At 42.6% G+C, this 23,045-nt stretch carries 25 protein-coding genes and 1 pseudogene; 7 read left to right on the top strand and 19 right to left on the bottom strand.

Annotation, left to right across the window (positions count from 1 at the left end; genetic code table 11):
* Window positions 1-31: 31 nt before the first annotated feature.
* From NYE68_RS04005 to NYE68_RS03995, 3 genes are all read left to right on the top strand, one after another.
* Window positions 32-529 carry an RNA polymerase sigma factor gene (locus tag NYE68_RS04005; protein ID WP_003155802.1) on the top strand — a complete coding sequence of 166 codons (498 nt, stop codon included), beginning with the start codon at window positions 32-34 and terminating at the stop codon, window positions 527-529.
* Window positions 529-1,389, top strand: a complete 861-nt coding sequence (gene rsiV / locus NYE68_RS04000; protein WP_324636079.1) for an anti-sigma-V factor RsiV — start codon at window positions 529-531, stop codon at window positions 1,387-1,389. The genes NYE68_RS04005 and rsiV overlap by 1 nt, the downstream gene beginning before the upstream one ends.
* Before the next feature lie 271 nt (window positions 1,390-1,660).
* A complete protein-coding gene (locus tag NYE68_RS03995; RefSeq protein ID WP_053573636.1) occupies window positions 1,661-3,592 on the top strand; it encodes an acyltransferase family protein in 1,932 nt (643 codons plus the stop codon).
* 42 nt (window positions 3,593-3,634) lie between these two features.
* Here NYE68_RS03995 and NYE68_RS03990 read toward each other — a convergent pair whose 3' ends face one another.
* From NYE68_RS03990 to gutB, 8 genes are all read right to left on the bottom strand, one after another.
* Entirely contained in the window at window positions 3,635-4,639 is a 1,005-nt protein-coding gene (locus tag NYE68_RS03990) for an SPFH domain-containing protein (protein WP_015239303.1), read from the bottom strand.
* A gap of 26 nt (window positions 4,640-4,665) precedes the next feature.
* Window positions 4,666-5,427 (bottom strand): TPM domain-containing protein, encoded by a 762-nt coding sequence (locus tag NYE68_RS03985; RefSeq protein ID WP_053573635.1) that lies wholly within the window; start codon window positions 5,425-5,427, stop codon window positions 4,666-4,668.
* Window positions 5,427-6,452: a TFIIB-type zinc ribbon-containing protein gene (locus NYE68_RS03980; protein ID WP_007408871.1), complete on the bottom strand. Its 1,026-nt coding sequence runs from the start codon at window positions 6,450-6,452 to the stop codon at window positions 5,427-5,429. Before NYE68_RS03980 ends, NYE68_RS03985 begins: the two co-directional genes overlap by 1 nt.
* A 50-nt stretch (window positions 6,453-6,502) precedes the next feature.
* Window positions 6,503-7,189, bottom strand: a complete 687-nt coding sequence (locus tag NYE68_RS03975) for a PspA/IM30 family protein (protein WP_251257726.1) — start codon at window positions 7,187-7,189, stop codon at window positions 6,503-6,505.
* A 113-nt stretch (window positions 7,190-7,302) separates the two neighbouring features.
* Complete coding sequence (locus tag NYE68_RS03970) at window positions 7,303-7,620, bottom strand: YjdJ family protein (RefSeq protein ID WP_015239299.1); 318 nt, start codon at window positions 7,618-7,620, stop codon at window positions 7,303-7,305.
* Between the two features lie 232 nt (window positions 7,621-7,852).
* A complete protein-coding gene (locus NYE68_RS03965) occupies window positions 7,853-8,815 on the bottom strand; it encodes a carbohydrate kinase (RefSeq protein ID WP_061861217.1) in 963 nt (320 codons plus the stop codon).
* A 101-nt stretch (window positions 8,816-8,916) separates the two neighbouring features.
* Window positions 8,917-10,293 (bottom strand): MFS transporter, encoded by a 1,377-nt coding sequence (locus tag NYE68_RS03960; protein ID WP_064115524.1) that lies wholly within the window; start codon window positions 10,291-10,293, stop codon window positions 8,917-8,919.
* Between the two features lie 73 nt (window positions 10,294-10,366).
* The gene (gene gutB / locus NYE68_RS03955; protein WP_064115505.1) at window positions 10,367-11,428 is read right to left on the bottom strand and encodes a sorbitol dehydrogenase; all 1,062 of its coding nucleotides are present in this window, start codon (window positions 11,426-11,428) and stop codon (window positions 10,367-10,369) included.
* Window positions 11,429-11,628: 200 nt separating this feature from the next.
* On the opposite strand from gutB, the gene NYE68_RS03950 reads away from it, so the two are divergent.
* Window positions 11,629-14,136 (top strand): NB-ARC domain-containing protein, encoded by a 2,508-nt coding sequence (locus NYE68_RS03950; RefSeq protein ID WP_324636080.1) that lies wholly within the window; start codon window positions 11,629-11,631, stop codon window positions 14,134-14,136.
* Window positions 14,137-14,564: 428 nt separating this feature from the next.
* Here NYE68_RS03950 and NYE68_RS03945 read toward each other — a convergent pair whose 3' ends face one another.
* Both NYE68_RS03945 and NYE68_RS03940 read right to left on the bottom strand, forming a co-directional pair.
* Complete coding sequence (locus NYE68_RS03945) at window positions 14,565-15,704, bottom strand: SIR2 family protein (RefSeq protein WP_204530327.1); 1,140 nt, start codon at window positions 15,702-15,704, stop codon at window positions 14,565-14,567.
* A gap of 187 nt (window positions 15,705-15,891) precedes the next feature.
* Entirely contained in the window at window positions 15,892-16,764 is an 873-nt protein-coding gene (locus NYE68_RS03940) for a hypothetical protein (RefSeq protein ID WP_129091688.1), read from the bottom strand.
* A 1,292-nt stretch (window positions 16,765-18,056) separates the two neighbouring features.
* Here NYE68_RS03940 and NYE68_RS03935 point away from each other — a divergent pair.
* Both NYE68_RS03935 and NYE68_RS03930 read left to right on the top strand, forming a co-directional pair.
* Window positions 18,057-18,245 carry a hypothetical protein gene (locus NYE68_RS03935; RefSeq protein WP_241458010.1) on the top strand — a complete coding sequence of 63 codons (189 nt, stop codon included), beginning with the start codon at window positions 18,057-18,059 and terminating at the stop codon, window positions 18,243-18,245.
* A 122-nt stretch (window positions 18,246-18,367) separates the two neighbouring features.
* Window positions 18,368-19,237 (top strand): Abi family protein, encoded by an 870-nt coding sequence (locus NYE68_RS03930; RefSeq protein ID WP_241458008.1) that lies wholly within the window; start codon window positions 18,368-18,370, stop codon window positions 19,235-19,237.
* Window positions 19,238-19,263: 26 nt separating this feature from the next.
* Here NYE68_RS03930 and NYE68_RS03925 read toward each other — a convergent pair.
* Window positions 19,264-19,335 (bottom strand): annotated as a pseudogene (locus NYE68_RS03925) (peptidoglycan-binding protein); the annotation flags it as partial.
* A gap of 129 nt (window positions 19,336-19,464) precedes the next feature.
* A complete protein-coding gene (locus NYE68_RS03920) occupies window positions 19,465-19,965 on the bottom strand; it encodes a hypothetical protein (RefSeq protein ID WP_241458006.1) in 501 nt (166 codons plus the stop codon).
* Between the two features lie 81 nt (window positions 19,966-20,046).
* Here NYE68_RS03920 and NYE68_RS03915 point away from each other — a divergent pair, with 81 nt between their 5' ends.
* A complete protein-coding gene (locus tag NYE68_RS03915) occupies window positions 20,047-20,262 on the top strand; it encodes a hypothetical protein (RefSeq protein WP_088612287.1) in 216 nt (71 codons plus the stop codon).
* A gap of 13 nt (window positions 20,263-20,275) precedes the next feature.
* Here the strand turns inward: NYE68_RS03915 and NYE68_RS03910 are convergent, their stop codons facing one another.
* The 7 genes from NYE68_RS03910 to NYE68_RS03880 form a co-directional block, all read right to left on the bottom strand.
* Window positions 20,276-21,433, bottom strand: a complete 1,158-nt coding sequence (locus tag NYE68_RS03910; RefSeq protein ID WP_241458004.1) for an N-acetylmuramoyl-L-alanine amidase — start codon at window positions 21,431-21,433, stop codon at window positions 20,276-20,278.
* A gap of 53 nt (window positions 21,434-21,486) precedes the next feature.
* Window positions 21,487-21,750 (bottom strand): phage holin, encoded by a 264-nt coding sequence (locus tag NYE68_RS03905; protein WP_241458002.1) that lies wholly within the window; start codon window positions 21,748-21,750, stop codon window positions 21,487-21,489.
* A 15-nt stretch (window positions 21,751-21,765) separates the two neighbouring features.
* Window positions 21,766-22,044: a hemolysin XhlA family protein gene (locus NYE68_RS03900; protein ID WP_013351240.1), complete on the bottom strand. Its 279-nt coding sequence runs from the start codon at window positions 22,042-22,044 to the stop codon at window positions 21,766-21,768.
* A 61-nt stretch (window positions 22,045-22,105) separates the two neighbouring features.
* The gene (locus NYE68_RS03895; RefSeq protein ID WP_241458000.1) at window positions 22,106-22,327 is read right to left on the bottom strand and encodes a hypothetical protein; all 222 of its coding nucleotides are present in this window, start codon (window positions 22,325-22,327) and stop codon (window positions 22,106-22,108) included.
* 12 nt (window positions 22,328-22,339) lie between these two features.
* Window positions 22,340-22,507 carry an XkdX family protein gene (locus tag NYE68_RS03890; protein ID WP_241457998.1) on the bottom strand — a complete coding sequence of 56 codons (168 nt, stop codon included), beginning with the start codon at window positions 22,505-22,507 and terminating at the stop codon, window positions 22,340-22,342.
* Between the two features lie 20 nt (window positions 22,508-22,527).
* Entirely contained in the window at window positions 22,528-22,656 is a 129-nt protein-coding gene (locus tag NYE68_RS03885; protein ID WP_277625814.1) for a hypothetical protein, read from the bottom strand.
* Complete coding sequence (locus NYE68_RS03880) at window positions 22,646-23,035, bottom strand: hypothetical protein (protein WP_134986466.1); 390 nt, start codon at window positions 23,033-23,035, stop codon at window positions 22,646-22,648. The genes NYE68_RS03885 and NYE68_RS03880 overlap by 11 nt, the downstream gene beginning before the upstream one ends.
* Window positions 23,036-23,045: the final 10 nt, after the last annotated feature.

Below are 23,045 nucleotides of genomic sequence, written 5' to 3'. Positions count from 1 at the left end.
CGTATTTTTAAAAAAGGAGCCCTTTGAAGCAATGAAGAACGAAACAGCCAAAGCGTCGCTTGTGACGTGCATAACTGAGCGCAAGGAAGACTTTTACCGGCTGGCGTACAGTTACGTAAAGAACAAGGATGACGCGTTAGATATTGTTCAGGAATCAATTCAAAAAGCGCTGACATCGGTCGAATCCGTCAAAAACCCCGATGTGATCAAAAGCTGGTTTTATAAAATTTTAGTGCGCACGGCCATTGATTTTCTCCGCAAACAGAAAAAACTGAAAGTGATGGACGATGAAACGATCGAGTTTTTAAGCCGCGGAAAGGAAGATCACTACAAAGACACAGACCTTCACGAAGCGCTTGATGACCTGCCGCATCAATATAAAACCATTATCATTCTGCGTTTCTTTGAAGACCTGAAATTAGAAGAAATCGCGGACATCACGGGGGAAAACATCAACACCGTCAAAACACGCCTTTACAGGGGGCTGAAGCTCATGCGCATTCAGCTGACGAAGGAGGATCTTTCTTAATGGAAAAGAGATTAGAACAATTAAGAGAAGAGTATAAAAGTGTGCCCATTCCTAAGGAACTGGACAGCATTGTCGAAAAAGCCCTTCAGCAGAAACCGAAGAAAAAACGAATCGTGATGTGGCCGACATCCGCGGCAGTCGCTGCGGCCGTCTTATTTACCGCCGTTGTCAATATCAACCCGGATGCCGCACAAGCCATGTCTAAAATCCCCGTCATCGGCAAAGTCGTCCAAGCCATCACATTCACGGAGATGAAGGAAGAAAAGAACCAATCAAGCATTGATGTGAAAACGCCCGCTCTGTCCGGCCTTTCCGATCATAAACTCGAAGACAGCATCAACCGGCATTATATGAAAGAAAGAAAAGAGCTGTATCAGGAATTTATGAAGGCGACCTCAAAAAGCAAAAAAGGCCACCTTAGTATTTACAGCGATTATGAAACCGTTACTGACACAGCGGATTTGATCTCAATCCGCCGTGATATCGAAAAAACGCAAGCTTCATCTTATACGCAAAGCCGTTACATCACGATTGATAAAAAGAATGAGGCCGTGCTTACGTTAAAGAGTTTATTTAAAGATGACCGTTATATTAAAGTCATCAGCCAAAATATTAAAGAACAAATGAAAAAACAGATGAAAGAAGATCCGAATAAAATATACTGGGTCGAAGATAATGATATGTCGGAGCCTTTTAAAGCCATCCGCGCCGACCAGAATTTTTATATTACAGATAAGCACAAACTTGTCATCTCATTTGACGAATATGAAGCGGCACCCGGATATATGGGCGTCACAGAGTTTACAATACCGACCTCCGTCATCTCCAAGCTGCTTGTCGGAGACCGCTACATCAGATAAAGAAAGAAAAAAATCCATGATATCCGCAGATCATGGATTTTTTCTTTCGTCCCGCAACAGCCAAGATGTACAAGAGACCCTTTTCATATAACAGACGCCGGACGGGGGCTGAAAAGTTTAAGAAAATCACAGCATTTCATTCATTTTTTCTGAAACAAAATCCCCTTCCGAATGCGTCTAATTAACGGAACAAATGGAAGACTGTACAGAAATCTGCCATAGCCATCCGCAAAACAGCGAGAATTTCCGCACACATTATTGGAGGAATACCATGTCAGACAAGTCACTGCATCACCGCTATATTCCCGGACTGGATGGACTTCGCGCCTTTGCCGTCCTCGCAGTTATCGCATATCATCTGAATTTTAACTGGGCCGACGGCGGTTTCATTGGTGTTGATATCTTTTTTGTTTTATCGGGGTATTTAATTACATCTATTATATTGCCTGCCCAAGGCAATGCCATCACCCTTGATTTGCGTGATTTTTGGGTGCGCCGGATCAGGCGGCTTCTGCCGGCGGCTTATCTCATGATTATCACGACGGTCATTTGGGTCGTATTGTTTAACAGCGAGCTCCTGCATACCGTACGCGGGGATGCGGTCTCCTCACTTTTTTACATAAGCAATTGGTGGTTTATCTTTCATCAGCTTTCTTATTTCGACAGCTTCGGCTCCCCTTCGCCATTAAAAAACCTTTGGTCGCTGGCGATTGAAGAACAGTTTTATATCATATGGCCCTTCCTGCTGCTTGCGGGAATGTACATATGTAAAACACGGGCCCGGCTTGCGGCCGCGGTCATGTTCCTCGCGTTATGTTCGGCAGTCGTAATGAGTATGATGTATGTGCCCGGCGGAGATCCGAGCCGCGTTTATTACGGGACGGATACCCGCTCATTTGAATTGCTGATCGGCTGCGCTTTAGCTTTAGTGTGGCCGATGAAACGATTATCTTCCAAACGGCTGCCGAGCAGAATGAAACACCTGCTTCACGGGACGGAGCTTGCCGCTTTTGCCGCGCTGCTGCTTTGCGTCTTTTACACGGATGAATATGAACCCTTCCTGTACAAGGGCGGCATGCTTTTGATCAGCATCACCGCAGCGGTTCTTGTCGCATGTTTATGCCATCCGAGCAGCTTTTTGGGACATGTTCTTTCATGGAAGCCGCTTCGCTGGATCGGAACGAGATCATACGGAATCTATCTTTGGCATTACCCGGTTATCGTACTGAGCACACCCGTGCAGGAAATCGGAAATCCGGTTTATTGGCACTGCGCCGTCAGAATCGGTGCCACTTTCATTCTTGCCGAGCTGTCTTACCATTTCATTGAACAGCCGATCCGCACTGCGGGCTTCCGGCCATTTTTACGCCGCGTGTTTCTGAACCGCTTTCTGGAATGGAAGACGTCCTCTGTCATCAGCAGAATGTCGCTCGGCCTTATTCTTGCCGCCATTCTCGTATTTGCGGGCGGGCTGTCAGGAATAGCCGAAGAGAAAAAACAGCCGCAATGGACGTACGCGCAAAATGATCAGCAAGAAACCGCCGCCTCTTCGCACAAGACGGCCGATCACGATCAACCGGCAAAAGAAGATGACAGCAAGAAAAAACACAGCGGCGAAAAAACAGACACCGCGTCAGACAAAAACAAGAAAGAACCAACAGACAAATCAAATACAAAGAAAAACGAAGAGAAAAAGGAACGGTCATCTCAAAAAACGGCTGATCCAAAACAAACACAGCCTCAGCAAGACGTGCTGGCTATCGGTGACTCGGTGATGCTGGACATTGCGTCATACCTGCGGCAGTCCCTCCCTCATGTCACCATCGACGGAAAGGTAGGAAGACAAGTCTCTCAAGCACTCCAGCTCACTTCGGAATATGCGTCATTTAATCAGCCGAACAAAGCGGTCATCATCGAGTTAGGGACGAACGGCTATTTCACAAACAGCCAAATTGAATCACTGATCAGCTCCTTTTCAAAAGCCGATATCTATCTTGTCAACACGCGTGTGCCGCGGCAGTGGGAAAGCAAAGTAAACGAATCATTGCGCCGGCAAGCCGAGTCTCGCAAAAATGTGACGCTTGTCGATTGGCACGCAAAAGCATTGCAGCACCCTGAATACTTCACACCGGACGGCGTCCATCTCATACCTGAGGGGTCTAAAGCGCTGACATCCCTCATCGTTCAAACAATGAAATCATGACAAAAAAAAGAGGCCCCAAAAAGGCCTCTTTTTCGTATATCGTCAGGCAAGCTTCTGTCCGCAATTCGGGCAAAAATTCGCGCCTTCCGTTTTCGTTCCGCAGTTCGGACAGAATTTCGGCTTAGCCGCTCCTTCCGAGCCGTTTGCCGGTGCCGTCCCCTGATTCTGCTGACTTTGATCTTGCTGCGGCTGGTTCTGCTGATTTTGGTTCATTTGGTTCATCATTTGATTTGCCGCATTCATTCCCATCATCATGCCCGCCATGTCTGAGGCGGCGCCGCTTCCGTTCATTTTGCCGGATGACATTCCGTCCGTCATGGAAATCTGCTGATAGCGGTTCACATCGCCCACCATGCCGTAAGAAGCGTTTTTCGTAATCATATCCTGAACTTCCTGCGGATAGTTAAAGCTCATAATATTGAAGCCCGTAATCGACATGCCGTCTCCGATCAGCTGCATATCAAGATCTTCTTGAATCCCTTTTCCGATTTCAAAGGAATTCGACTGCAGATTGAACATGTCTTTTCCTTCTCTGGTGATCCATTTCATCAAAAGCTGATCGAGAATAGACGTAATCCGGATTTTAATGTCCTCCACTAAATAGCTGTCTTTGACACCCGCAATCTTATCAATCAATCCGATGTAGTCAATGACCTTGAAGTTAAATGTGCCGTTTGCGCGGATCGGCATACCGCCCGGCATACCTGCCGCCGGAATATTGATGGCGTTTTTTGTGCCCCACTTCACGGTGAACTCCTTCGTATTCACGAACAGCACTTCAGCCCGCATGCCGCTGTTAAAGCCAAACTTAAACCCTTTTAGTGTAGATAGAAACGGAATGATTTCTGATTCGATATCATAATCGCCGTCATCACGGAAAATTCCTTCAATCTTCCCGTTGTATAAAAAGATGGCATCCTGTCCCGGCCGGATGATCAGACGGCTGCCTTTTTTAATTTCACGGTTGTTCCATTTATAGAAAACCATGTCATCTCTGAATTCTTCCCATTCCACCACATTTGCTAACTGATTTCTGAAAAAACCCATGTATGCTCAAATCCTTTACATATAATTTAAAAACTTCCCTTGCTTCCGCTGTAACTCGTGCCGCCCCTCGTGACTCCGCCGTCATTGTCATTATCTTTATCAGGCTTTTTTTCTCTTGTAACGTCGGTTCGGATATATGTGTCGTGCTGGCTCAGCACTTCAGACGTATCGTGATCCATATACGTGCTGCCGGTGACGGTGACCTTGCCGCCGGAATTGTACACCATCACAGTGACGGTGATTCCGGCCGCGGCTGCGGCAATAATGAGCTGAAACCACCATGTGAGCAGCAGATTGTCAGACTTGTCGTCCGGGCTTTTCCCCATATCTTTATAAGCCATCTTGATGTAGGTCTGAAACGCCTTTTCATAATGGCCTGCGGAAATATCTGACGAGATCGTATTTCTGATCGTATTCAGCCGGCTGTTATTCAAATACGTCTCCGCCTTTTTATATCCGGAGATAAATACTTCCCGCTTTTTCATATCAATGGTCAAAATCGCCGTGCTTCCGCTAAAATGACTGTCATAAAAATCACCGGCGTACTGCTCGATGTCCTTACCGCCCGTTCCGTTTGCGGTAAGAATGATAAAATCGGTATGGCGCTTTGCCCCGAGCTTCCCGGCCAATTCCTCAAGTTTCTTCGTTTCATCCTTCGTTAATAAATGAGCATTGTCATAAACATATTGCTTCTGTTCCGCGGCAGACGCCGATGTATGTAAACCAAAAGACAGCATCAGAAAAAGGACGAAGCAGAAGAGACACGCTTTTTTTATCGATACTTTCATCAAAAACCGCCTCCTATCATAAGTGAGACGAGTCTTAATGCTAAAAACGCACCGGCGGTTATGCCGCCGAACCACGCGGCCACTTTTCCGGCACTGATCGGCGGTTTGCCGACAACCTTGCCCGTCTGCCCGTTCATCGCAAAAATGTGTTCAGCCCGCTCATAGTCGTAGCTGACCATCCAGACCGGAAGCAGTACGTAAAAGCTGCTGATTTTATCGGTCTGAATCTGCTCATCCGTAATGTCAGCCGTCGTATATCCGGAGAAGGTGGATCTGATATAAGAATCAATATAATGGCTGATTTTATCCTTCGCCCGCGGAAAGAGATCGTCATCGGTATAATTGTACTTTTCCGCTATATATCCCGCTAAATAGGCCGTATTAAACTCCTTCAGTTCACTGTATGAGTAAGGTTCCAATTTGTCCATTAATTCATCATTCATTTTTTCTGAAGCGTCGACCGGAATTTTGAGATAATCAAGATTGATATCGCGGTACGCGTTGTAATACTCGGTCTCCGTCACCCGGTATTCTCCATCTTCATAGTGATGCACTCTCGTACAAACGGCATTGACCTGAACCTTGCTGTTTAAGTCAAACATCCAAAACGGCACGTACATGCCGGTTATGCTCTTCACCCGATCGGCAGTCATAAATCCTTTCGGTGTCAGACGGCCGTTTCGGCACCACTTTTTAAAAGCGCTCATGGCTTCTTCCTTGCTGATCGTAAAAGGGATCACCATCGAAGGCGCGAGATTTCCCGACAATCGGTCGGCGAGAACGGCGGCTCCTCCGCAAAACCCGCACGTCGTGGCCGTCGTTTCCGCCTCAGTCATTAATACCGCGCCGCAATTTTCACAGCGGTACTCGTTCGCCTCATTTTCGGAAAATCTCGTCGTTATATACTCCTTTGGCAGGCTTTCAATCTGATCCTGCCGCCCGCAGCTGTGACATGTCAGCATGCCGGATGAACTGTCAAAGACCATATCATCGCCGCAGTTCGGGCATTTATAAGAAATGATCATTCTGTTTCTCTCACTTTCTCTTTATATCGGACAAAGCTGCAGCCCGCTGTCTATTGATCTTTACTGAAAAGCATTTTCTGCTTAAGCGCCGCCAATTCATCATCGACACTGCTTTGATTGCTGTCATATTTAGCCGTCAGCTCGCCAATATCGTCTTTCGGAGACGCGTTCAGCTCAGCCATCGCATTGGCATGATCAAGCGCTTGGTTGACCTTGTCTTCCATTCTGCCGAAAGCTGTCATCGATTGGCCCGCATTTGACACAGAGGACCCCAATTTGTTCATTCTCTCCTGCGTTTTTGCCACAGACCACTTCGCTTTGATGGCATTTCGGCGCGACTCAAGCTCTCCGATATCAGCGACAAGCTTGTCATGCATTTTGCGCATTTGAGACGCGTTGGAAGAAGCGAGCTGATAAGCCGTTTGCAGCTCGGTCAGTCTTGATTCAACAGCCGCTTTCCTTTCCAAAAATGTCCGCGCATCGGCTTCATTGCCGGCCTGCAATGCTTTCATCGCATAATTTTCCATCTTTTCGGCATCAGCCTGGCATTCTGTTAACGCTCTTTTCGCCCGCTGTTCCTCAGCCATGACAGAAGCCGTCTCCGCTTTCACTTTTCCTAAATCACTGTTCAGATTCCGCAAATATTGATCAACCATTTTTTCAGGGTTTTCAGCTTTATCCAGCAGCGCATTGATATTGCTTGACATGATGTCTTTAAATCTTCCTAAAATACTCATTTTTCATTTTCCTCCCAAAATTAAATAGTAACAAGTTCATAGTTATCTATACTGTTTTTTTCGAAAAAAGTTTCATTTTCTCATAAATTTATGTATTTTATATGAAAATAGTCTCATTCAGCCCATTTGTGCCGGCGGAAATTCTTTATGACCAGATACAGTGAGAACAAAAAATAAACAAACAGCCCGATCATCAACCCGCTCACTAACGGATAATGTTTCGCCGCATACACAAAGAAATCAAGCTGCGAAATCTGTTCCGGACTTGTAATCGTATCCGTCCCATTCAAAAGCTTTGAAAATTTCGCCGTATCATTCCAATCAAACGAATCAGAAACAAGCTCACTCCCCTGATACCAATTGACAGCGGCGAGACAAAGAAAACAAAAAACAGAAAACGCGCATTGCACAATAAGAAAAACATGTTTCATGAAAAACATTCCTCCGCGGTTCAATATCATAGGCCGTCATACTATACATGACGGCAGCAGCAGAAACTTGGTTTTACTCAGAACTGATAAAAACGTGATTGTATGTACTTCACATCGGTTCAATTTACTGGATGCCTTTCTAAAGTATACCGTATATCGTAAAGAGTTTCAGACCTAAATAAAGAGGATGCTTCCCGAAGTCCGATGACTTTCAAGAAACATCCTCCATACTTTACAGTGATACTTCAACCTCTTTTAAACTCGGCAGAGCATCGATCGCACCGATTTTGGTGCACACGAGCGCCCCCACCTTATTGGCAAATGAGACAATATCACGCAGCTTCGCAAAATCTTCGGCTGCCGTCTGAATCTCATCCGTGCGCGCCAGCTGATACAGCGCCGCGCCGACAAACGCATCTCCCGCTCCCGTTGAGTCTATTGATGTCACCGGAATGCTCGGAATGATGTCAATATCCTTCCCATTTGAAAGAAGGGTCCCGCTTTTCCCGAGTGTCACCGCAACTATGCCGGCCCCGAGCTCATGAAGAACCGCAACACCTTCTTTATGATCCTTCGCACCGCTGATGATCTCAAGCTCTTCGTCACTGACTTTCACAAAATCACTTACGGCAACGGCTTTTTTTGCGGTGTTTATAAACTCTGAAACTCTTCCTTTCCATAAATCCTCACGGTAGTTAGGATCGAAGGAAATAAACTGTCCATTGTCTTTCGCAATCGACATCAGCCGTAAATAGGCTGAGCAAAACGGATCAGATAACAATGCCGTCGCTGATCCGAAATGAAGGATTTTCGCATCGTTTACCTTTTCCAGATCAATATCATCCAGCGTTAACAAAGCGTCCGCTCCTCTGTTAAACACAAAGTCGCGCTCCCCATTTTGTTTTAATGAAACAAACGCAAGCGTTGTAGGCGCTTTCTCATCCATGACAAGCATAGAGGTATCGACATGTGCGGCGTCCAATGTCTGCTTCAGAAAATACCCGAACGGATCTTTGCCTGTTTTTCCGCTGAAAGCCGCGTCTCCGCCCAGCTTAGCAATCGCTGCCGACACATTCGCCGGTGCGCCGCCGGCACTTTTTAAGAAATTGCGCCCTTCCGTCAAATCAACATCCACATCGGTACAAAAGAAATCAATTAACAATTCTCCAATACAAATAACAGATTGGCTTCCCACATTATCACACTCGTTTATCAATTCTCAATTATAGTTTCAGTATAGTGCTTTCTGTCATAAATACAACCGTTTACATAGAATATTTTAAATTTTACGTATACTTATCTTGCAGCTCTTTGCTCCAGATCAGACATCATCTGCTGATATTTTTTTTCAGTTAAAGGATAAAAAGAAATAAGAATAATAGACAGCAGAATGAACAATCCCGGAATGAGCGCATTCATATTTTTAATCGCATTCAATGACGAGGCCGTCTGATCGGTATTCGCGGCATATCCGGCGATTCCGAGATAAACGGCCGAAAATGACCCGGCTAACGCAACTCCGAGCTTATTGATGAAACTCATACTCGAAATCACCACGCCATCAGCCCGGACTCCGGTTTTCCATTCCGCATAATCGACACAATCGGCAACCATTCCCCAAGCAAGCGTATTTAAAGGCGTTGTGAAAAATCCCGAAACGAAAAGCCAAAAGAAAATAAGCGGCAGCGAAGAATACGATGTAAACTGAAGGCCCGCATAAGAAATCAGCGATAGCGCCGCCGTGATGATCATAACCTGCTTCCGGCCCCGCTTCTCAGAAAAGAAAGGAATAAACAGATTGCTGATCAGCGCCGCGCCGAAAAATAATACAGTTCCTAAAAACACAAATTCCTTATGGCTGACGTTATACGTAAAATAGTACACCATCGTGCTGAGCTTAATGTTAAACCCAATCGCAAACGCCAAAAATGCAGAAACCAAAATGAGCAAAGGCTTGTTTCGGAACAAAACGGACAACGTCTTTTTCATTCCTTGTTTTTTTCTTTTTTCAGTTTGAATCCGCTCCCGTACAGTAAAGAAACTAAATAGATTCAAAACGATGCTGACAGCCGCATAGATGAGCGCCGTCATCTGAAATCCAAACGCCTGATCTTTCCCGCCGATGGCGTCCGCAAGCGGTGTCGCACAGGAAATCGATAACAGAATTCCGATATAAACCAAAATCATCCGGGTCGTCGTCAGAACCGTCCGTTCCTCCACGGAATTCGTCATCCGCCCCGTTAAGCTGTTGACCGGAATCGTCTGCATGCTGAAGGACATCCCAAGCAGAATATAAGTGATGTACGCATAAACCATATTCCCCGTCTCGCCGAAATGAGGGGTCGTGAAGCATAAGAACGTAAATAGCGCAAAAGGAAACGCCACCCACAAAAGATACGGCCTTGCCTTTCCCCATCTTGTATTCGTCTTGTCTAAAATCACGCCCATAATCGGGTCAAAAACAGCGTCCAGCACCCTTACGATAAGAAACAAAGCTGCGATGACCGCAGGCTTAATGCCGCCGACGTCTGTATAGTAGAATAATAAGTATGCGTTTACAAACTGAAAGATAATATTGTACGACATATCGCCGAATCCGTAGCCGATCCGTTCCATCCAGGACAGGCCGCGATATTTCGTCTTTACTGCCGCTGCTTTTTCTGTTTCAATCATCATTTCCCACCCCAAGAATCCGTTTTCATTTTTGATAAGCAAGAGGGAGAATGCAAAGATCCTCCCCGTTCATTCAGCGATTTGGATACACCATCACTTTTAAGCATTCATTTTTGTATTGAAAGGCCCGTTCCATCGCCTCTTGCGTCTTCTCCAGCGGATATTGGTCCGTTACAAGATGCTTCGTGTCCACTATGCCGGAAGCGAGAAATTCAATTCCCTTCGGATACGTATTCGCATAACGGAAAATTCCGTATATATCAATCTCGTTATCTGCAATAAACGGCACATTGAGCGGAATCTCGTTCTGAGAAGGCAAACCGACAATCGCCAGTTTTCCGCCCCGGCGCACGGAAGCCAGTGCGGATTGCAATGCCGCCGGATTCCCCGCTGTTTCCCAAGCAACATCAACGCCTCTATCATTCGTGATCGTTTTAATCTCTTCAAGTGCATCCTGTTCACGTATATTAATAATGTGAGTCGCTCCCATTTTTTTCGCAGCTTCTAACCGCAGCGGCTCTAAGTCGGTGACAATGATTGTGCCTGCCCCAAATGCTTTAGCTGCGGCAACAGCCATTAACCCAACAGGGCCCATCCCCATAATCGCAATCGTTGATCCGGGCTGTAGCTTCGTTCTGGCCGCCGCATGGATACCGACAGAAAACGGCTCGATCAAAGCAGCATCTTCATAAGAAAGTGAGTCTGGGATTAAAAAAACAAAGTCCTGACGCATTTTAATATATTGGACAAACGCGCCGTCTACCGGCGGTGTAGCCAAAAACTGTACATCCGGGCAAAGGTTATAACGCCCTTCCTTACACGCCTCACAGCGTCCGCATGTGACACCGGGTTCGACGGCGACACGGTCTCCCACCTTGAATTGATCGACAGACGATCCGACGGCGGCAATTTCTCCCGCGCATTCATGACCGAGGATAAATGGTTTTTCCACTACATAATTGCCTATTCTGCCATTTGTATAGTAATGCAGATCAGATCCGCAAATTCCGACAGCCATCACCTTAATTAACACTTCATCATGATTGATGTCAGGCACGGGCAATGTTTCGATTTTGATTTCTCTCGTGTTGTGCATAACCGCCGCTTTCATGTTTTGAGGCACTGTGTGAGTCATTTGGCAAAATCCTTTCTCTGCTCTGAAATGTAAGTGCATACATTTTTGTTTTCTCTGTTACTGCCCCTATTTTATCTGCTTTTCCATACGTTCAACAGCCTTTCCTGCTGTATAAAAGGACAGCCGCACTGTACTTTTTATTTTTTCATATACAAAAAACACTGAATTGATAAAATAGTACTAATAGGAGGTGCAGGCTAATGGCTGAACTTGAAAACCGGACACATTTTGCAGAACTGCTGGCACCTGCCGTCAAATCGCTGAAACTTCATCCTGATTATAAAGTCAGAAGGAAAAAGAACGAAAAAACAGGACAGTCTTATATAGATCAAATCGCACTCCGATTAGGCGTTTCCTCTAACACGATCAAAAGCTGGATCGGACAGATGGGCGCAAACTACATTCCCGGACGAATTGACGACGGAAAGCTGTTCGGCATGATCTGGATCATTATCGAAAAGACTGACATGGATCCTGAATGGCTGACCGATCTTCTGGAAACCACCACCATTCCCGTCATCAAACCCGCATTGCCCGTTTGGACGGCGTCTTGTCTAAAAAAAGCAAAAATACTCCGGAAAGACGGATCATTCGGAGCGCCGAGTGATGACGATGTTGAAAAAGCAGTAAAGCGGCTGTTTCATGACAGACCAAGCCACGAAACGAATGCGCTTACAAGAAACTCCGTCACGCATAACTTACCGTCACGCCGGACGGGAAACTTTATCGGCCGCGACTTTGATATAGAGGCGATCCGGCAATGGATGCTGTCTCCGTCACCGGTCTGTTTAATCACAGGCTGGGCCGGCATGGGGAAAACAACGATCGCTCTTGAAGCAGCCTACCTTTGTGCCGGCAGTTCACCAGACTGGCCAGCATTCAACAGCATCATCTGGATCAGCGCTGACTGGAAAGGATTGAGCTTCAGCGATTTTTTAAACACGATCGCCTATCAGCTCGGACGCACCGAACAAATCGATAAATCAATCAACGAAAAACGGTTCGTCGTCCGCAATGCATTAGCCGCTCATTCAAATAAAAAACCGGTATTGCTGATCGTTGACAGCATCGATACAGCGGAACGTGACATTCACGAATTTATCATCGGCCTTCCGCAAGGCGTAAAAGTCCTCCTTACGGCACGGGAAAACGTAAAACAGACATACCGGGACGGCCTCGGGGAACTGGCGGCCATCCAGCTGAGCGGCCTTGAACAAACGGATGCCCTTGAATTTTTCCATCAAGAAGTGCACCGCTGTCTGCAAACATGCAACCTCCCGCAAAAACGGGAAAAGCTGGAGCAGCTGCTGCGGCTATCGCCTGACCTTAAGAATGAATTCATCTCGGCAGCCGCCGGCAACCCGAAGGCCATGGCACTGAGCATTGCATACATGTCAGACGACGACATCCCCGCTCCGCAGCTCATTCAAGAACTTAAACAAGCAGGCTACTCATTATTGGAATTGTTTGAGGTTCTCTTTGGCCGCACATGGGACAGATGTCATGAAGACACACGAAAACTATGGCAGACGCTTTGCTTTTTCGCTAAGCCCCCTGATGAGAAAAGCTTGGCTCTAGCGGCCGGATTAGACGTCCGGCGGTTTCATTACGCGATTGAGCAAATGCGGTCATATGCTTTAATACAGCCGGAACGAGGCGAAGGAAGAATTCAATACGCAGCCCATCAAACCGTTGTCGCTTACGGAGAACAGCACTTATCAGAAAATCACGAATTTGCAAAAGAAGCCCGCAGCCGCTGGGCGCATTATTATATTGATTATGCGGAAACCCATATAAAACGGGAACGGCCGAATTCCGTCTATTGGAGCTACCTGCTGGGGCGGAATTTAGAGCAAATGAAAAAGGAATGGCCGAACATCCTAAAGGTCATCGAATGGTCGAGTGAAACCGGACAACATGACATCCTGATCAAACTCATCATCCGCATCAGCCATTTTCTAAGCAGAATCAACCTGCTCCTGCGAATCGAATACGGATTAAAAGCCGCCGATGCCGCCCGTCAATCAGGCGAACACACACGGGAAGCCTACTTCAGGATCGACACGGCAGGCTGGGCGCTGATGGAAGTCAACGATTCAGACGGAGCTCTCAGGCAAATAGAAGCCGGCCTGAAGATACTCGAACAATCAGGCGCGCCGGATCACGACGACTTGAAAGTATGGGGAACCGCCCTGCAATCGAGGCTGCTGTTAAAAACCGGAGAACCGGACAAAGCGGCAGCAATGCTGGATGGCATCAAAGATCAGCCCGTCTCCCCCATTATCCGGCACAGGGTTCTTCTGGTCCGCGGCGACCTGAGTTTCGCCCGCTCTCACTACGAAGAAGCCATCACATTATACGAAGCGGCAAACACAACCAGCGCCGCATACGGCGGCGAAAAAACAATAGAAGCCTATTTCAACCTGGGCATGGCTTACGTAAAGTGTGATCAACTCGAAAAAGCGGAAAAAGCCTTTGAACAAATGCTCTATGACAAACATAACGCCAATCAAGTTGAGTTGATCTATTACTATTACGGAATGGCACAGCTGTTGTATCGTAAAGGAGAGAAAACGAAAGCGATGGAATCGAATCAAAAGGCGATTCGTTTGATTGATTCGTGGGAGCCTGGGATTGGGATTCGGGGTGAGGTTGAGCAGCTGAGAATGGTGCTTGAAGGAAATGGTTTGAAGTCACATTGTAGTTAGGAAAGTGTGAATTCCATCTAAGATAAACCCCTCACACCTTATTTATAAATAAATCAGGCCTTATCAGTTGAGTTAACTGATAAGGTCTTTCTGATAGAACGCTATGGGCATTTCAGATGAAATCAATGGTCAAACCCTTGGTATATCAAGAGTTTTCGTAGTTTAATTCATCATGCCGCCCATACCGCTCAAATCAGGAATTCAGCCTCCAGCGTTTTCTTCTGGCTTGTCAGCGGTAACAGCTTCGTTGATAAGAACATTGCAGCTACAGACGCAACATTTCGTAGAGATGAGCGTGTTACTTTTGTTGGTATAATCACGTTTCATTAGCTTTTGACAATGCATGATTACTTACAACATATTATATAGCCTATAATTAGAAAGTGGTTACTGTGAACTGTCTTGAAACCTTGCCGCTTTATCTATAACTAAAACTTAACTGAAGAAAGAGCATTTGCCCCTTCGAACATTACCCGAGAATCTCCATACTCAAATCTTCCTTTAGTTCTCGGTCCTAATTTAAGCGCCAAATTTATATCATCAATAAACTTATTTTTCTCTTCCTCAGTATTCTTAAAATCTACAATCAATAATCTTTGCAACGGTTTTGGATCTTTTTTACTTCTATCAAGTTTTAAACGCTCACATATTGAATTATTAATATGCTCATCTCGAAAACTATATCCTATAATATACAATTCATCACATGGATTATTCTTATCAACTAATTTACGCCGGAAATTGTTATAGTAAAAATTAAATGGCATTTCTTGAACTTTTGCACTTTTCCCTCCACCTGTTACTATGGAAGGGATAATATTATAGTCAAAAATCTTATTATAGACATTATGAGAACGTAACGTTTCTGTAGTTATCTTAAAAGTTTTCCCTGTATCGATATCCTTAAAAGAAGAAAGCGATCCATGTAGATGATGGAGCTCCACTTTTTTCTCTCCAAACATGGATAGTGTCAACTCTGGACTAAAGAAAAATCGCTTTTCATTATCAGCCAACTCCCATTTATCCCGAGGAACATGGTAATCCATAAAATTATTTGTACCTATAGTTTCCAACAATATAGTTTCTAATAGTAAATCAAAGTTTAGAGTAAAGAAACCGATACGAGTAGATTCTTCAATAATGTTTCGCAACCATTCTACAAATCCGTCTAATCTTTCATTAATCTCTTTCCAACGAACGTGTCCATCTATTAAATCTAAAATTGACGCTGTATACTCGAATATTATTTCTTTTATTGCTTTCAAATGTTTTTCTAGTTCATTCTTTTCCAACCTATAAGTCCCCATAAATCGTTCTCCTTGCTCATTTTCATCAAGGAAATCATAGTAATTTTTCAGAGATTCATAAGCTTGTTCAATACTGGCTATAGCTTCTTCAAAGTCTGTTTGTATGTATTCCCCCTTTTTTAATCTATCCATATGATGCTGAATGAAGGACTTATGTTCAGAAGTTAAGCGATTGAAAAACTTCTGTGTAATATTAGGAAGAGCAAAATCTTTATTTAAACCTACCGACAAACCATTTCCTATCAAAACAACCTTATTCATAACTTCCTCCCTCATTATATGAAATAAATTCAATCATTCTCCATTATAATTTGTGCAAATAAACTGTACGATTAGCATTGACTTAAAAAGCTCTCTCTCAAGTGTACTTTGTATAGCTTTTATCGTTAAAAGAACTCCACAATACTTATGGAGTTCTTAAACGATATATTTACTACTATTATTCATCTTAGTTTTTGTCTGATTCTATGGAGTAAGTAGTTGCTATATAAGATAAAGTCCTTCCATGAACCAATAAACCATCCCTGTTAAAGACAATTAACTCAAACTCATTAGTTTGTTCATTTTGCTTAACTTCTCCAGTAGCATTAAAGACTGCGTTATTATTTTCTGTTGCAAATTGATCAATATAATGAAACAAACCTTCATACTGAGGAGCATCAGCAAAAAAAGCTTCTCCAAACCTTATATTTACAAATTTATTATTTTTACAAATTCTCACTAATGCACTTTTCTCTCCAGTTTCGACCTTCTCAATTCTTCCTGTTACAGTCCTTGTTTGCCCCAAATCTTTTTCTTTTAGTGCATCTACATCCCGCTTATACAATCTACCTTTCACTTGATTCGTATCTTCTATTTTATGAGCAGGATCAACTATTACTCTGATTGCTGGTTGTTCCACTGTTTTGGTGACTTTTTTGGTATTTTTTTTATTCAATCTTTTTTCTCGATCATCTTCTCTTTTCTTTATTCTTTCTTCAGCACTCAAAATTTCAAGCTCAAATGCTTCTCTTTGTGCTTTTTTCATTTGTTCTGGTGAAATAAATCCATTTTGGACACCTACTTGTCTAGTTCCAGTTCTTCCATCGATTCTTTCAGCAAAGTGAATACAGTTTTCCGAATGGGGACTTTCTCTCCACTTCCTGAAATGGCTTTTATTACCTGGCAGTTTCACATATGATAATTTAGCTTCGCATCCTGCTTCCGTACAAAAAAGCTTTCCCCAATACTTTCTGGAATACTCTTCTGGCTTGATTTCTTCTATACTAATTAATGTTTTTTTATCGTTATCGACATAAAATGCTTCGTAGATTGAAACCATTTTTCATCAGCCCTCCTTCACATCCTAAGAAGATTTTTCGAGAAATTGTAATGTTTACTTATCATTATCTCTACTATGATTCTACATTATTTCCAATTCCAAGGCAATAAATTCAACTTTTTGTCTAAAAATGCATAACTAAAGTCTTATGTAATTATTTGTAGAAAATTGATTAGAAATAAACAAAGTTTCTTATTCCCTTTGTTACGAAATACAGCGTCCAACAAACAGATTACATTAAAAGTGTATCTCATTTTATGTTTGATGCTTTTTAGAGAATATGTTCATTTATGTTAACTAGTTGACTATAAGTTTTTACACTATCTATTTCCTCAATCTCAATATTCCTAGTCATACATCCAGGACCATTTAATCCCATACTCATTTCTGCTTTTATATACTTATTTAATCTAATTCTTCAAGATTATAATCGTCTATTATTTCTCATACACATATCTTAAATTGTTTTTTTTGTTTAAATTTCTTTTGTCCGTTAAAATAAAGCACCACATTGTCTAATACACCTTGTTAAGTAGTTCAGCCTTTAGTTGTTATCCGCCGCGAGGTCATATCTCGTCTGTAGAAGTTCAGTATTTGCTGGATTTGCTCATCGTTAAATACATCAATCTTCACACCTTCTTTTTGCCCTCTTTGCGGAATTGTTCTTAATGACTCCACACTCGACCATGTAATTAAGAAAGAAAGGCTTTTATACGTAAAAGCTTTGCATTGATCATATCCGCTTTTTTTCCTTTCCTTTCCCTTGGCACTTTGAAATATTAACGGACATGACTAAAAGAAATATCCTTTACATTTACCACTTCTTTCTCAATACAGTAACTTACAAATTCTCTAAACATCGATTCACAATTCCAAATGTTTGCTTTTGTTGTGTCTTAAAGCGTCTGTCATCCAAAAAGTCTTAATACGCAAATTTTAATAATAAAAAAGACTACCTCCTGTTTAGGAAGTAGTCTTATTAAATTGATTTACATGACGGTTCTCATTTTAGAAAAAGCATCCGTAACTGCTTTTCAAAATGAGATAGTGGATGAAGCTTTAAAACGTCTTGTTTAACGCTTTAAATTACATCATTCCGCCCATAGATCAATCACTTTCAAGAACATACATTCCTATTCATTGAGGCAATTCGTTATTTGTTTTTTCGCTCGATTGCCCCCATATCTCTCATTGATATTCATATTTGAATTTATAAAGTGTGACCAATTGTGTGACCAAAATTGAAATCAGAAACTAAATTCGTTTATACTCCCGTTAGGAGTTGATTCAGAATGACCGATTTTGAGCGTAAAGTGTATCGGATTATATTCAATATGACCCGCTTCGGGAAAAATCCCTCCATGGAACAATTGAAAAGGAAAACCGGGAAAGATGAACAGACGATCCGTGCTGCTGTGAAAAATTTGATGAGAAATCGTGTTTTGAATTGGGATAAGAAAAAAGAAAAGTGGATTTTCTAACTTTACATTGACAATTCCGTATATAAATAGTATAATAAATGTAACAGAGCTCACACGCCTCTTGTTCTTCGGAATAATGCGGACCACAGTGAGACTTTTTTTTATCTAAAGGATGGTAAATTATGTCAATCGCGCATACTCCTAAAGTCTTCAAAACACATGAAGAACAACTTGAAATACTTAAACAACGTGGTTTAAAAGTTGATGATGATACTGAAGCCTTAAACATCCTAAAAAAAATCAACTATTACCGTTTGACAGGTTATATGTTAACAATGAAGGTAAACGATGAATTTCATTCTGATGCTTCATTTAATGACGCAGTACGCTTACATAATTTTGATGAAAAATTAAGAAGGATTTTATTGAGGGCTATTGAGTTTATAGAGATTTCATTTAAAGCTCAACTGGCATATAATTTTGCAGATACTTATGGTCCTTTAGGGTACCATTTTTCAGAAAATTTTAACCACGATCAAAAAAGTAAAAATTTCCATAGAGATTTCATTGAAAAATTATCTAAAACAATCATGAATAGTAGTGATCTTTTTGTTGTTCATCATCGTAACCATTATAATAGTCAACTGCCTATTTGGGGCGCAGTTGAATTACTCACGATGGGTACTATATCGAAATTTTACAAAAACATGCATAGCAAAGATAAGAAAGCAATCTCAAAAAGCTTATATAATGGGCTTTCGCATGCAGTGCTTAGTAATTGGCTTGAGGCTATTACTATATTAAGAAACACATGCGCTCACTATTCAAGAGTTTATAATAAAAAATTCTCTTTTTCGATTAGACTATCACCAAAGATAGAATTAAATAACAGCAAGCTTGTTTCGTTTATTTATATTTTGAAGATATTGTTGTCTGAACAAGAATGGAATAGGTTTCTTAATAGTTTTCTAGTTTTAACAGAAGAGTATGATGACGTAATAGAAATGCATCATATGGGTTTCTATGATAATTGGAAAGAATATATTAATTGATCCCCCACCGAAATGGGGGATTTTATTTATTTTAAGAGTGATTCTAGTTTCACTTTCGTCTTCGGTCCGTAAATACCGTCAGCAGTCAGGCCATACATCACAAAAAACCCTCCTCGTCACGAGAAGGGAATCATTCATCATACAAACGATACTTCTTAACGCTCTGCCTCTAATTTTTTTCAGAGCTTATACATTCACCAAGAGGAAAAGCAGGCATTTACCTGCTTTTAGAACAACAATAGATTAATAGCATAATAAACACCATCAGCAATTATTTTGGCCGATCCTCCGCCAATCTTACCCTTCAAAGCCTTAAATAGCTTGTCCGAAATCATATGTGCAGTAACATCGGGAAGTTCAGCTATTTCATCTATCTTATCTGCTATGTAGCCTGAATTCTTTTTAAATGCTTTTGCTGCTTTAGCGTCGGCATGTTTTAATATTTGGCCAACCGCTGCTCCGCCATGTCTAATTCCTAAGGAGACTGTATTTGCAGCTAATTTGACTAGATAGCCTTTAATGCCGGTAGTGTGGAACACTGGCTCCTCACTCTGTTCCTCAGCTAAATTGTTCAAAGTGTTAGTTTGAACATTAACACTCTGTGTTGTTCCTTTAGTCTCAGTTTGACTATTAGGAGTTGCGGCACTTGCAACGCTTGGTAATAGTGTTGATACTAAAAGTAAGCCTGTGAGAGAAAGAATAATTACGCTTGACATAATCTTTTTCATTTTACCACCTCCTTCCAATATAGTATTATATACTAAAATTTATAATTTTTGTTTAAAATTAGTTAAAAAAGGAGAATTATCATGAGAAAAATTTACAATCATATGAACGTTGACCAAAAAAAGACTGCTATTAAATTGTTTAAAGAGGATTTAGAAGAACTGAAGAAGGAGCAGAAACAGGAAAGTGAAAAGGGTTACCCTCGGGTTGTAAGAGATGCAATTGAGGAAACTATACAACGGTACATACAAGATATAGAATACCTAACAAATGATTTAAAACAAAATGAGCAGGCCTAATGCCTGCTCATTTTCATTTCAAAAGCGCTTCGACCTTCGCTTTTGTTTTCGGCCCATAGATGCCGTCAGCAGTCAGGCCATACATGGACTGGAATCGCTTGACCGCATTTGCTGTCTTCGCACCATATGCGCCATCAATTCCAAAATTCTTTGCGCTCTTATCCGGGTAGTAATGAAGAGCCGCCAGCGCTGTTTGAATCTGTTTTACGGCCTCCCCTCGGGTCAATGGGCTTGTGACTTTAAAAATACCCGCAGGCAAGCTAAATTTTGATTTCTGAGTGGTTTTAGGCTTTGAGGCTGTTGCCTTCTTCTTGCTGCCGCTTTTCAACTCATTATCACTCTTAATATAAGATACATTCACATATCCGTGGAATGTCTGGCCTTTAGAATTGGTGTATTCAACATATCCCCATCCGTTGACAGTTGATCCGAGCTGATATTTTACAACCGTGCCATTCGGCAGGTTAAGCACCATGGAAGAAGAGGCACTCCGTTGTGTACGTAAAACAAGGCCATCGCTTGAAACCACCGTGTTTTTGATGAATCTTCCTGTGTCTGTATGGGTAACATCCGGATTTGATACAGGCGCCGTTACAACCACGCCGGCCATTCGTTTTTTAACACGGGCCTTAAAATCGGTAAACCCCTGCGAGTTGCTTACCCACGGCGCCGGGCAGATTTTATGGGTAATGTCGTAATGTCGCACAATGTCATTGATTGGATCAAGTTTATACATTTTGCACAGCTCGGCACAAACTTGTTCCGCACGAGCAATGGTATCCGGATGGAAAGTGCCGTTCTTTTCAATGCAAAGCTCCACGCCTACAGACAAGAAATTCGCATTCGGTTTCAGCGCCGAGACACCCCGGTAAGGCTGCCCGTTGACGAATTGCTGAACGTCATTCGCATGATAGGCCACCTCATTCAACGGAATGATGCAAATAGCCTCTGTACGATCGACAAAGATATGTGCAGATGCAAACGTCTGTTTCTTCTCAGACAGATTTCTGTTTTGTGCGGGGAGCGTTTGACCAAAGTATCTATAATGATTGGCAGCGGGCGCACCGGGGTTTGCCGTGTAATGCACCACCAGTTTCTTCACGCCGTTGTTTTTGATTCCTGGCCGCGTCCATTTATTAATATCAATATATTGGTTTCTGTATGCTGACATAAAAATCTCTCCTATTCTGTTTTGAAATATAAAAAGGCCGCCGACGGCAGCCCTTACTTGGTCAACTCGTGCTGTTTTAAAACGGTTCTTTGCTTATGGCCTTTTTCAGTCACATAGTTGTTTTTGAACCATGCTACCAGTGACATGATGATCGTAAACCCGATGGAGCCGCCTAAATAAACCGCGTCCGCAAGGTCATTCACTTGATCATCTGCAATCGGTAGCACATCCTTACCAAACATCACTAAAACTTGGTTTACGAGAGCAATAAAAAGAAGCACAGTCCGGACGACTGTACCTTTGTCGAATTTTTTCATATGTTATTTTCCTCCTTATTTTTGCAGCAGGTTATACATGATCGCGATAGCCCCGCCGATAAAACCGGTGCTGACTGCCGTTATTATGGCCCCTGTGATGGTCCGTTTGATCCAAGTCGTATTTTCATCAATTTTGTTCAGCTTTTCGTTTAATGAAATGATTTGCTGATCATGCCTGTCAGAAGAACGCTCAAGGACACTCACTCGCTGTTCAAGAGTCTTTTGCCCGGCTTTAACCTCTGTAATTTCTTTTTGTAAAGCATTCACTTCCGGTACCTCCGTCATTTGTGACATTAGTACGCCCCCCTTTTTCTATCTCATACGCTTCACCTCCTTCGAGGCAAAATAAAAACACCTATTCAGTTACAGGTGCGCTTGCTGGTGCATTCTGATTTTCATTTTGTGTTTTAGTTGAAGCATTTTGCAGTTGGGTCAGTTTATTGACAGCCGCAGTGTACAACGCTTTATACTCAGCGAGCTTTTCGTTTTTTTCATTTAGCTCTGCAAGCAAAGAAGCAGCCTTGTATGTTGCAATTTCAAATTGTTCCTGTAATTTTTCTTTTGTCATTTCTTGCATTCCACACACTCCTTATTCTTGGTCAGGGTAAGCACTACCTCGTTCTTTTGCTGTGATTTCGTCGTATTCCTCTTTCGTAATGCGGCCTTTCTCAACGGCTTTTCTCATTTCAACGGTCAAAACAGTTCCGTTTTTCCAGCAATCCTCAAAAAACCCGAAAAGAGCACTTCGGTTCTCCAATGGGCTCCCCCCGTTTCCTTTTATTGATTCATCAAGAGATTGCAAACCCGCTGAAGGTCAAGGACTTGTTCCTGCAACTTTTCCTCTGTAGTCTTTTCCATTTCTCTATCTTTTGCTTCAATATTTAATACCACGGGCTCAAGCTTCATCTTTGCCATCCTCCTTATTTTGAACGTAGATTGTTATAAGCCCTTCTCGGTTGCCTTGTGGATCAACGACAATTTGAACTGGAATCATAATAAGCTTTTTGCTCCCACTGTACCCTTGATAATAACCGTCAGGCTCTACATAAGTTTTTGTGAGCAAATAGCTTATTTCATCAGACTTTATATCATGAAGGACATATAATTGATACGCTACTTTTGTTGTATCGTCCGGCTGCAGATCGAACGAAACAGCCTCCATGGGATATGTCTTGTCTCCTTTTTTTATAGAGCCGGCAGTTATTTCAATTCCCGCGCCGGTTTCTTCTATTTCGATGCCGTCCGCATAATAAAGACTCATGTTAAAATCCCTTTTTTCAACCATAAAAATTACT

Source organism: Bacillus sp. FSL R5-0447 (assembly GCF_038606125.1).
Classification (GTDB): Bacteria; Bacillota; Bacilli; order Bacillales; family Bacillaceae; genus Bacillus; species Bacillus velezensis.
The sequence above is the reverse complement of the archived record's forward strand: the minus strand, read 5'-3'. Positions and strand labels throughout refer to the sequence as shown.

Excerpts from the sequence above, each read along its gene's own strand:
- NYE68_RS03940 (WP_129091688.1), bottom strand. The coding sequence starts at position 16,764 with ATGGTTTCAATCTACGAAGCATTTTATGTCGATAACGATAAAAAAACA.
- NYE68_RS03885 (WP_277625814.1), bottom strand. The coding sequence starts at position 22,656 with ATGAAGCTTGAGCCCGTGGTATTAAATATTGAAGCAAAAGATAGAGAA.
- NYE68_RS03975 (WP_251257726.1), bottom strand. The coding sequence starts at position 7,189 with ATGAGTATTTTAGGAAGATTTAAAGACATCATGTCAAGCAATATCAAT.
- NYE68_RS03985 (WP_053573635.1), bottom strand. The coding sequence starts at position 5,427 with ATGAAAGTATCGATAAAAAAAGCGTGTCTCTTCTGCTTCGTCCTTTTT.
- NYE68_RS03950 (WP_324636080.1), top strand. The coding sequence starts at position 11,629 with ATGGCTGAACTTGAAAACCGGACACATTTTGCAGAACTGCTGGCACCT.
- NYE68_RS03920 (WP_241458006.1), bottom strand. The coding sequence starts at position 19,965 with ATGAAAAAGATTATGTCAAGCGTAATTATTCTTTCTCTCACAGGCTTA.
- rsiV (WP_324636079.1), top strand. The coding sequence starts at position 529 with ATGGAAAAGAGATTAGAACAATTAAGAGAAGAGTATAAAAGTGTGCCC.
- NYE68_RS03900 (WP_013351240.1), bottom strand. The coding sequence starts at position 22,044 with ATGTCACAAATGACGGAGGTACCGGAAGTGAATGCTTTACAAAAAGAA.
- gutB (WP_064115505.1), bottom strand. The coding sequence starts at position 11,428 with ATGACTCACACAGTGCCTCAAAACATGAAAGCGGCGGTTATGCACAAC.
- NYE68_RS03960 (WP_064115524.1), bottom strand. The coding sequence starts at position 10,293 with ATGATTGAAACAGAAAAAGCAGCGGCAGTAAAGACGAAATATCGCGGC.
- NYE68_RS03970 (WP_015239299.1), bottom strand. The coding sequence starts at position 7,620 with ATGAAACATGTTTTTCTTATTGTGCAATGCGCGTTTTCTGTTTTTTGT.
- NYE68_RS03905 (WP_241458002.1), bottom strand. The coding sequence starts at position 21,750 with ATGAAAAAATTCGACAAAGGTACAGTCGTCCGGACTGTGCTTCTTTTT.
- NYE68_RS04005 (WP_003155802.1), top strand. The coding sequence starts at position 32 with ATGAAGAACGAAACAGCCAAAGCGTCGCTTGTGACGTGCATAACTGAG.
- NYE68_RS03945 (WP_204530327.1), bottom strand. The coding sequence starts at position 15,704 with ATGAATAAGGTTGTTTTGATAGGAAATGGTTTGTCGGTAGGTTTAAAT.
- NYE68_RS03930 (WP_241458008.1), top strand. The coding sequence starts at position 18,368 with ATGTCAATCGCGCATACTCCTAAAGTCTTCAAAACACATGAAGAACAA.
- NYE68_RS03980 (WP_007408871.1), bottom strand. The coding sequence starts at position 6,452 with ATGATCATTTCTTATAAATGCCCGAACTGCGGCGATGATATGGTCTTT.
- NYE68_RS03895 (WP_241458000.1), bottom strand. The coding sequence starts at position 22,327 with ATGCAAGAAATGACAAAAGAAAAATTACAGGAACAATTTGAAATTGCA.
- NYE68_RS03915 (WP_088612287.1), top strand. The coding sequence starts at position 20,047 with ATGAGAAAAATTTACAATCATATGAACGTTGACCAAAAAAAGACTGCT.
- NYE68_RS03990 (WP_015239303.1), bottom strand. The coding sequence starts at position 4,639 with ATGGGTTTTTTCAGAAATCAGTTAGCAAATGTGGTGGAATGGGAAGAA.
- NYE68_RS03910 (WP_241458004.1), bottom strand. The coding sequence starts at position 21,433 with ATGTCAGCATACAGAAACCAATATATTGATATTAATAAATGGACGCGG.
- NYE68_RS03995 (WP_053573636.1), top strand. The coding sequence starts at position 1,661 with ATGTCAGACAAGTCACTGCATCACCGCTATATTCCCGGACTGGATGGA.
- NYE68_RS03880 (WP_134986466.1), bottom strand. The coding sequence starts at position 23,035 with ATGGTTGAAAAAAGGGATTTTAACATGAGTCTTTATTATGCGGACGGC.
- NYE68_RS03935 (WP_241458010.1), top strand. The coding sequence starts at position 18,057 with ATGACCGATTTTGAGCGTAAAGTGTATCGGATTATATTCAATATGACC.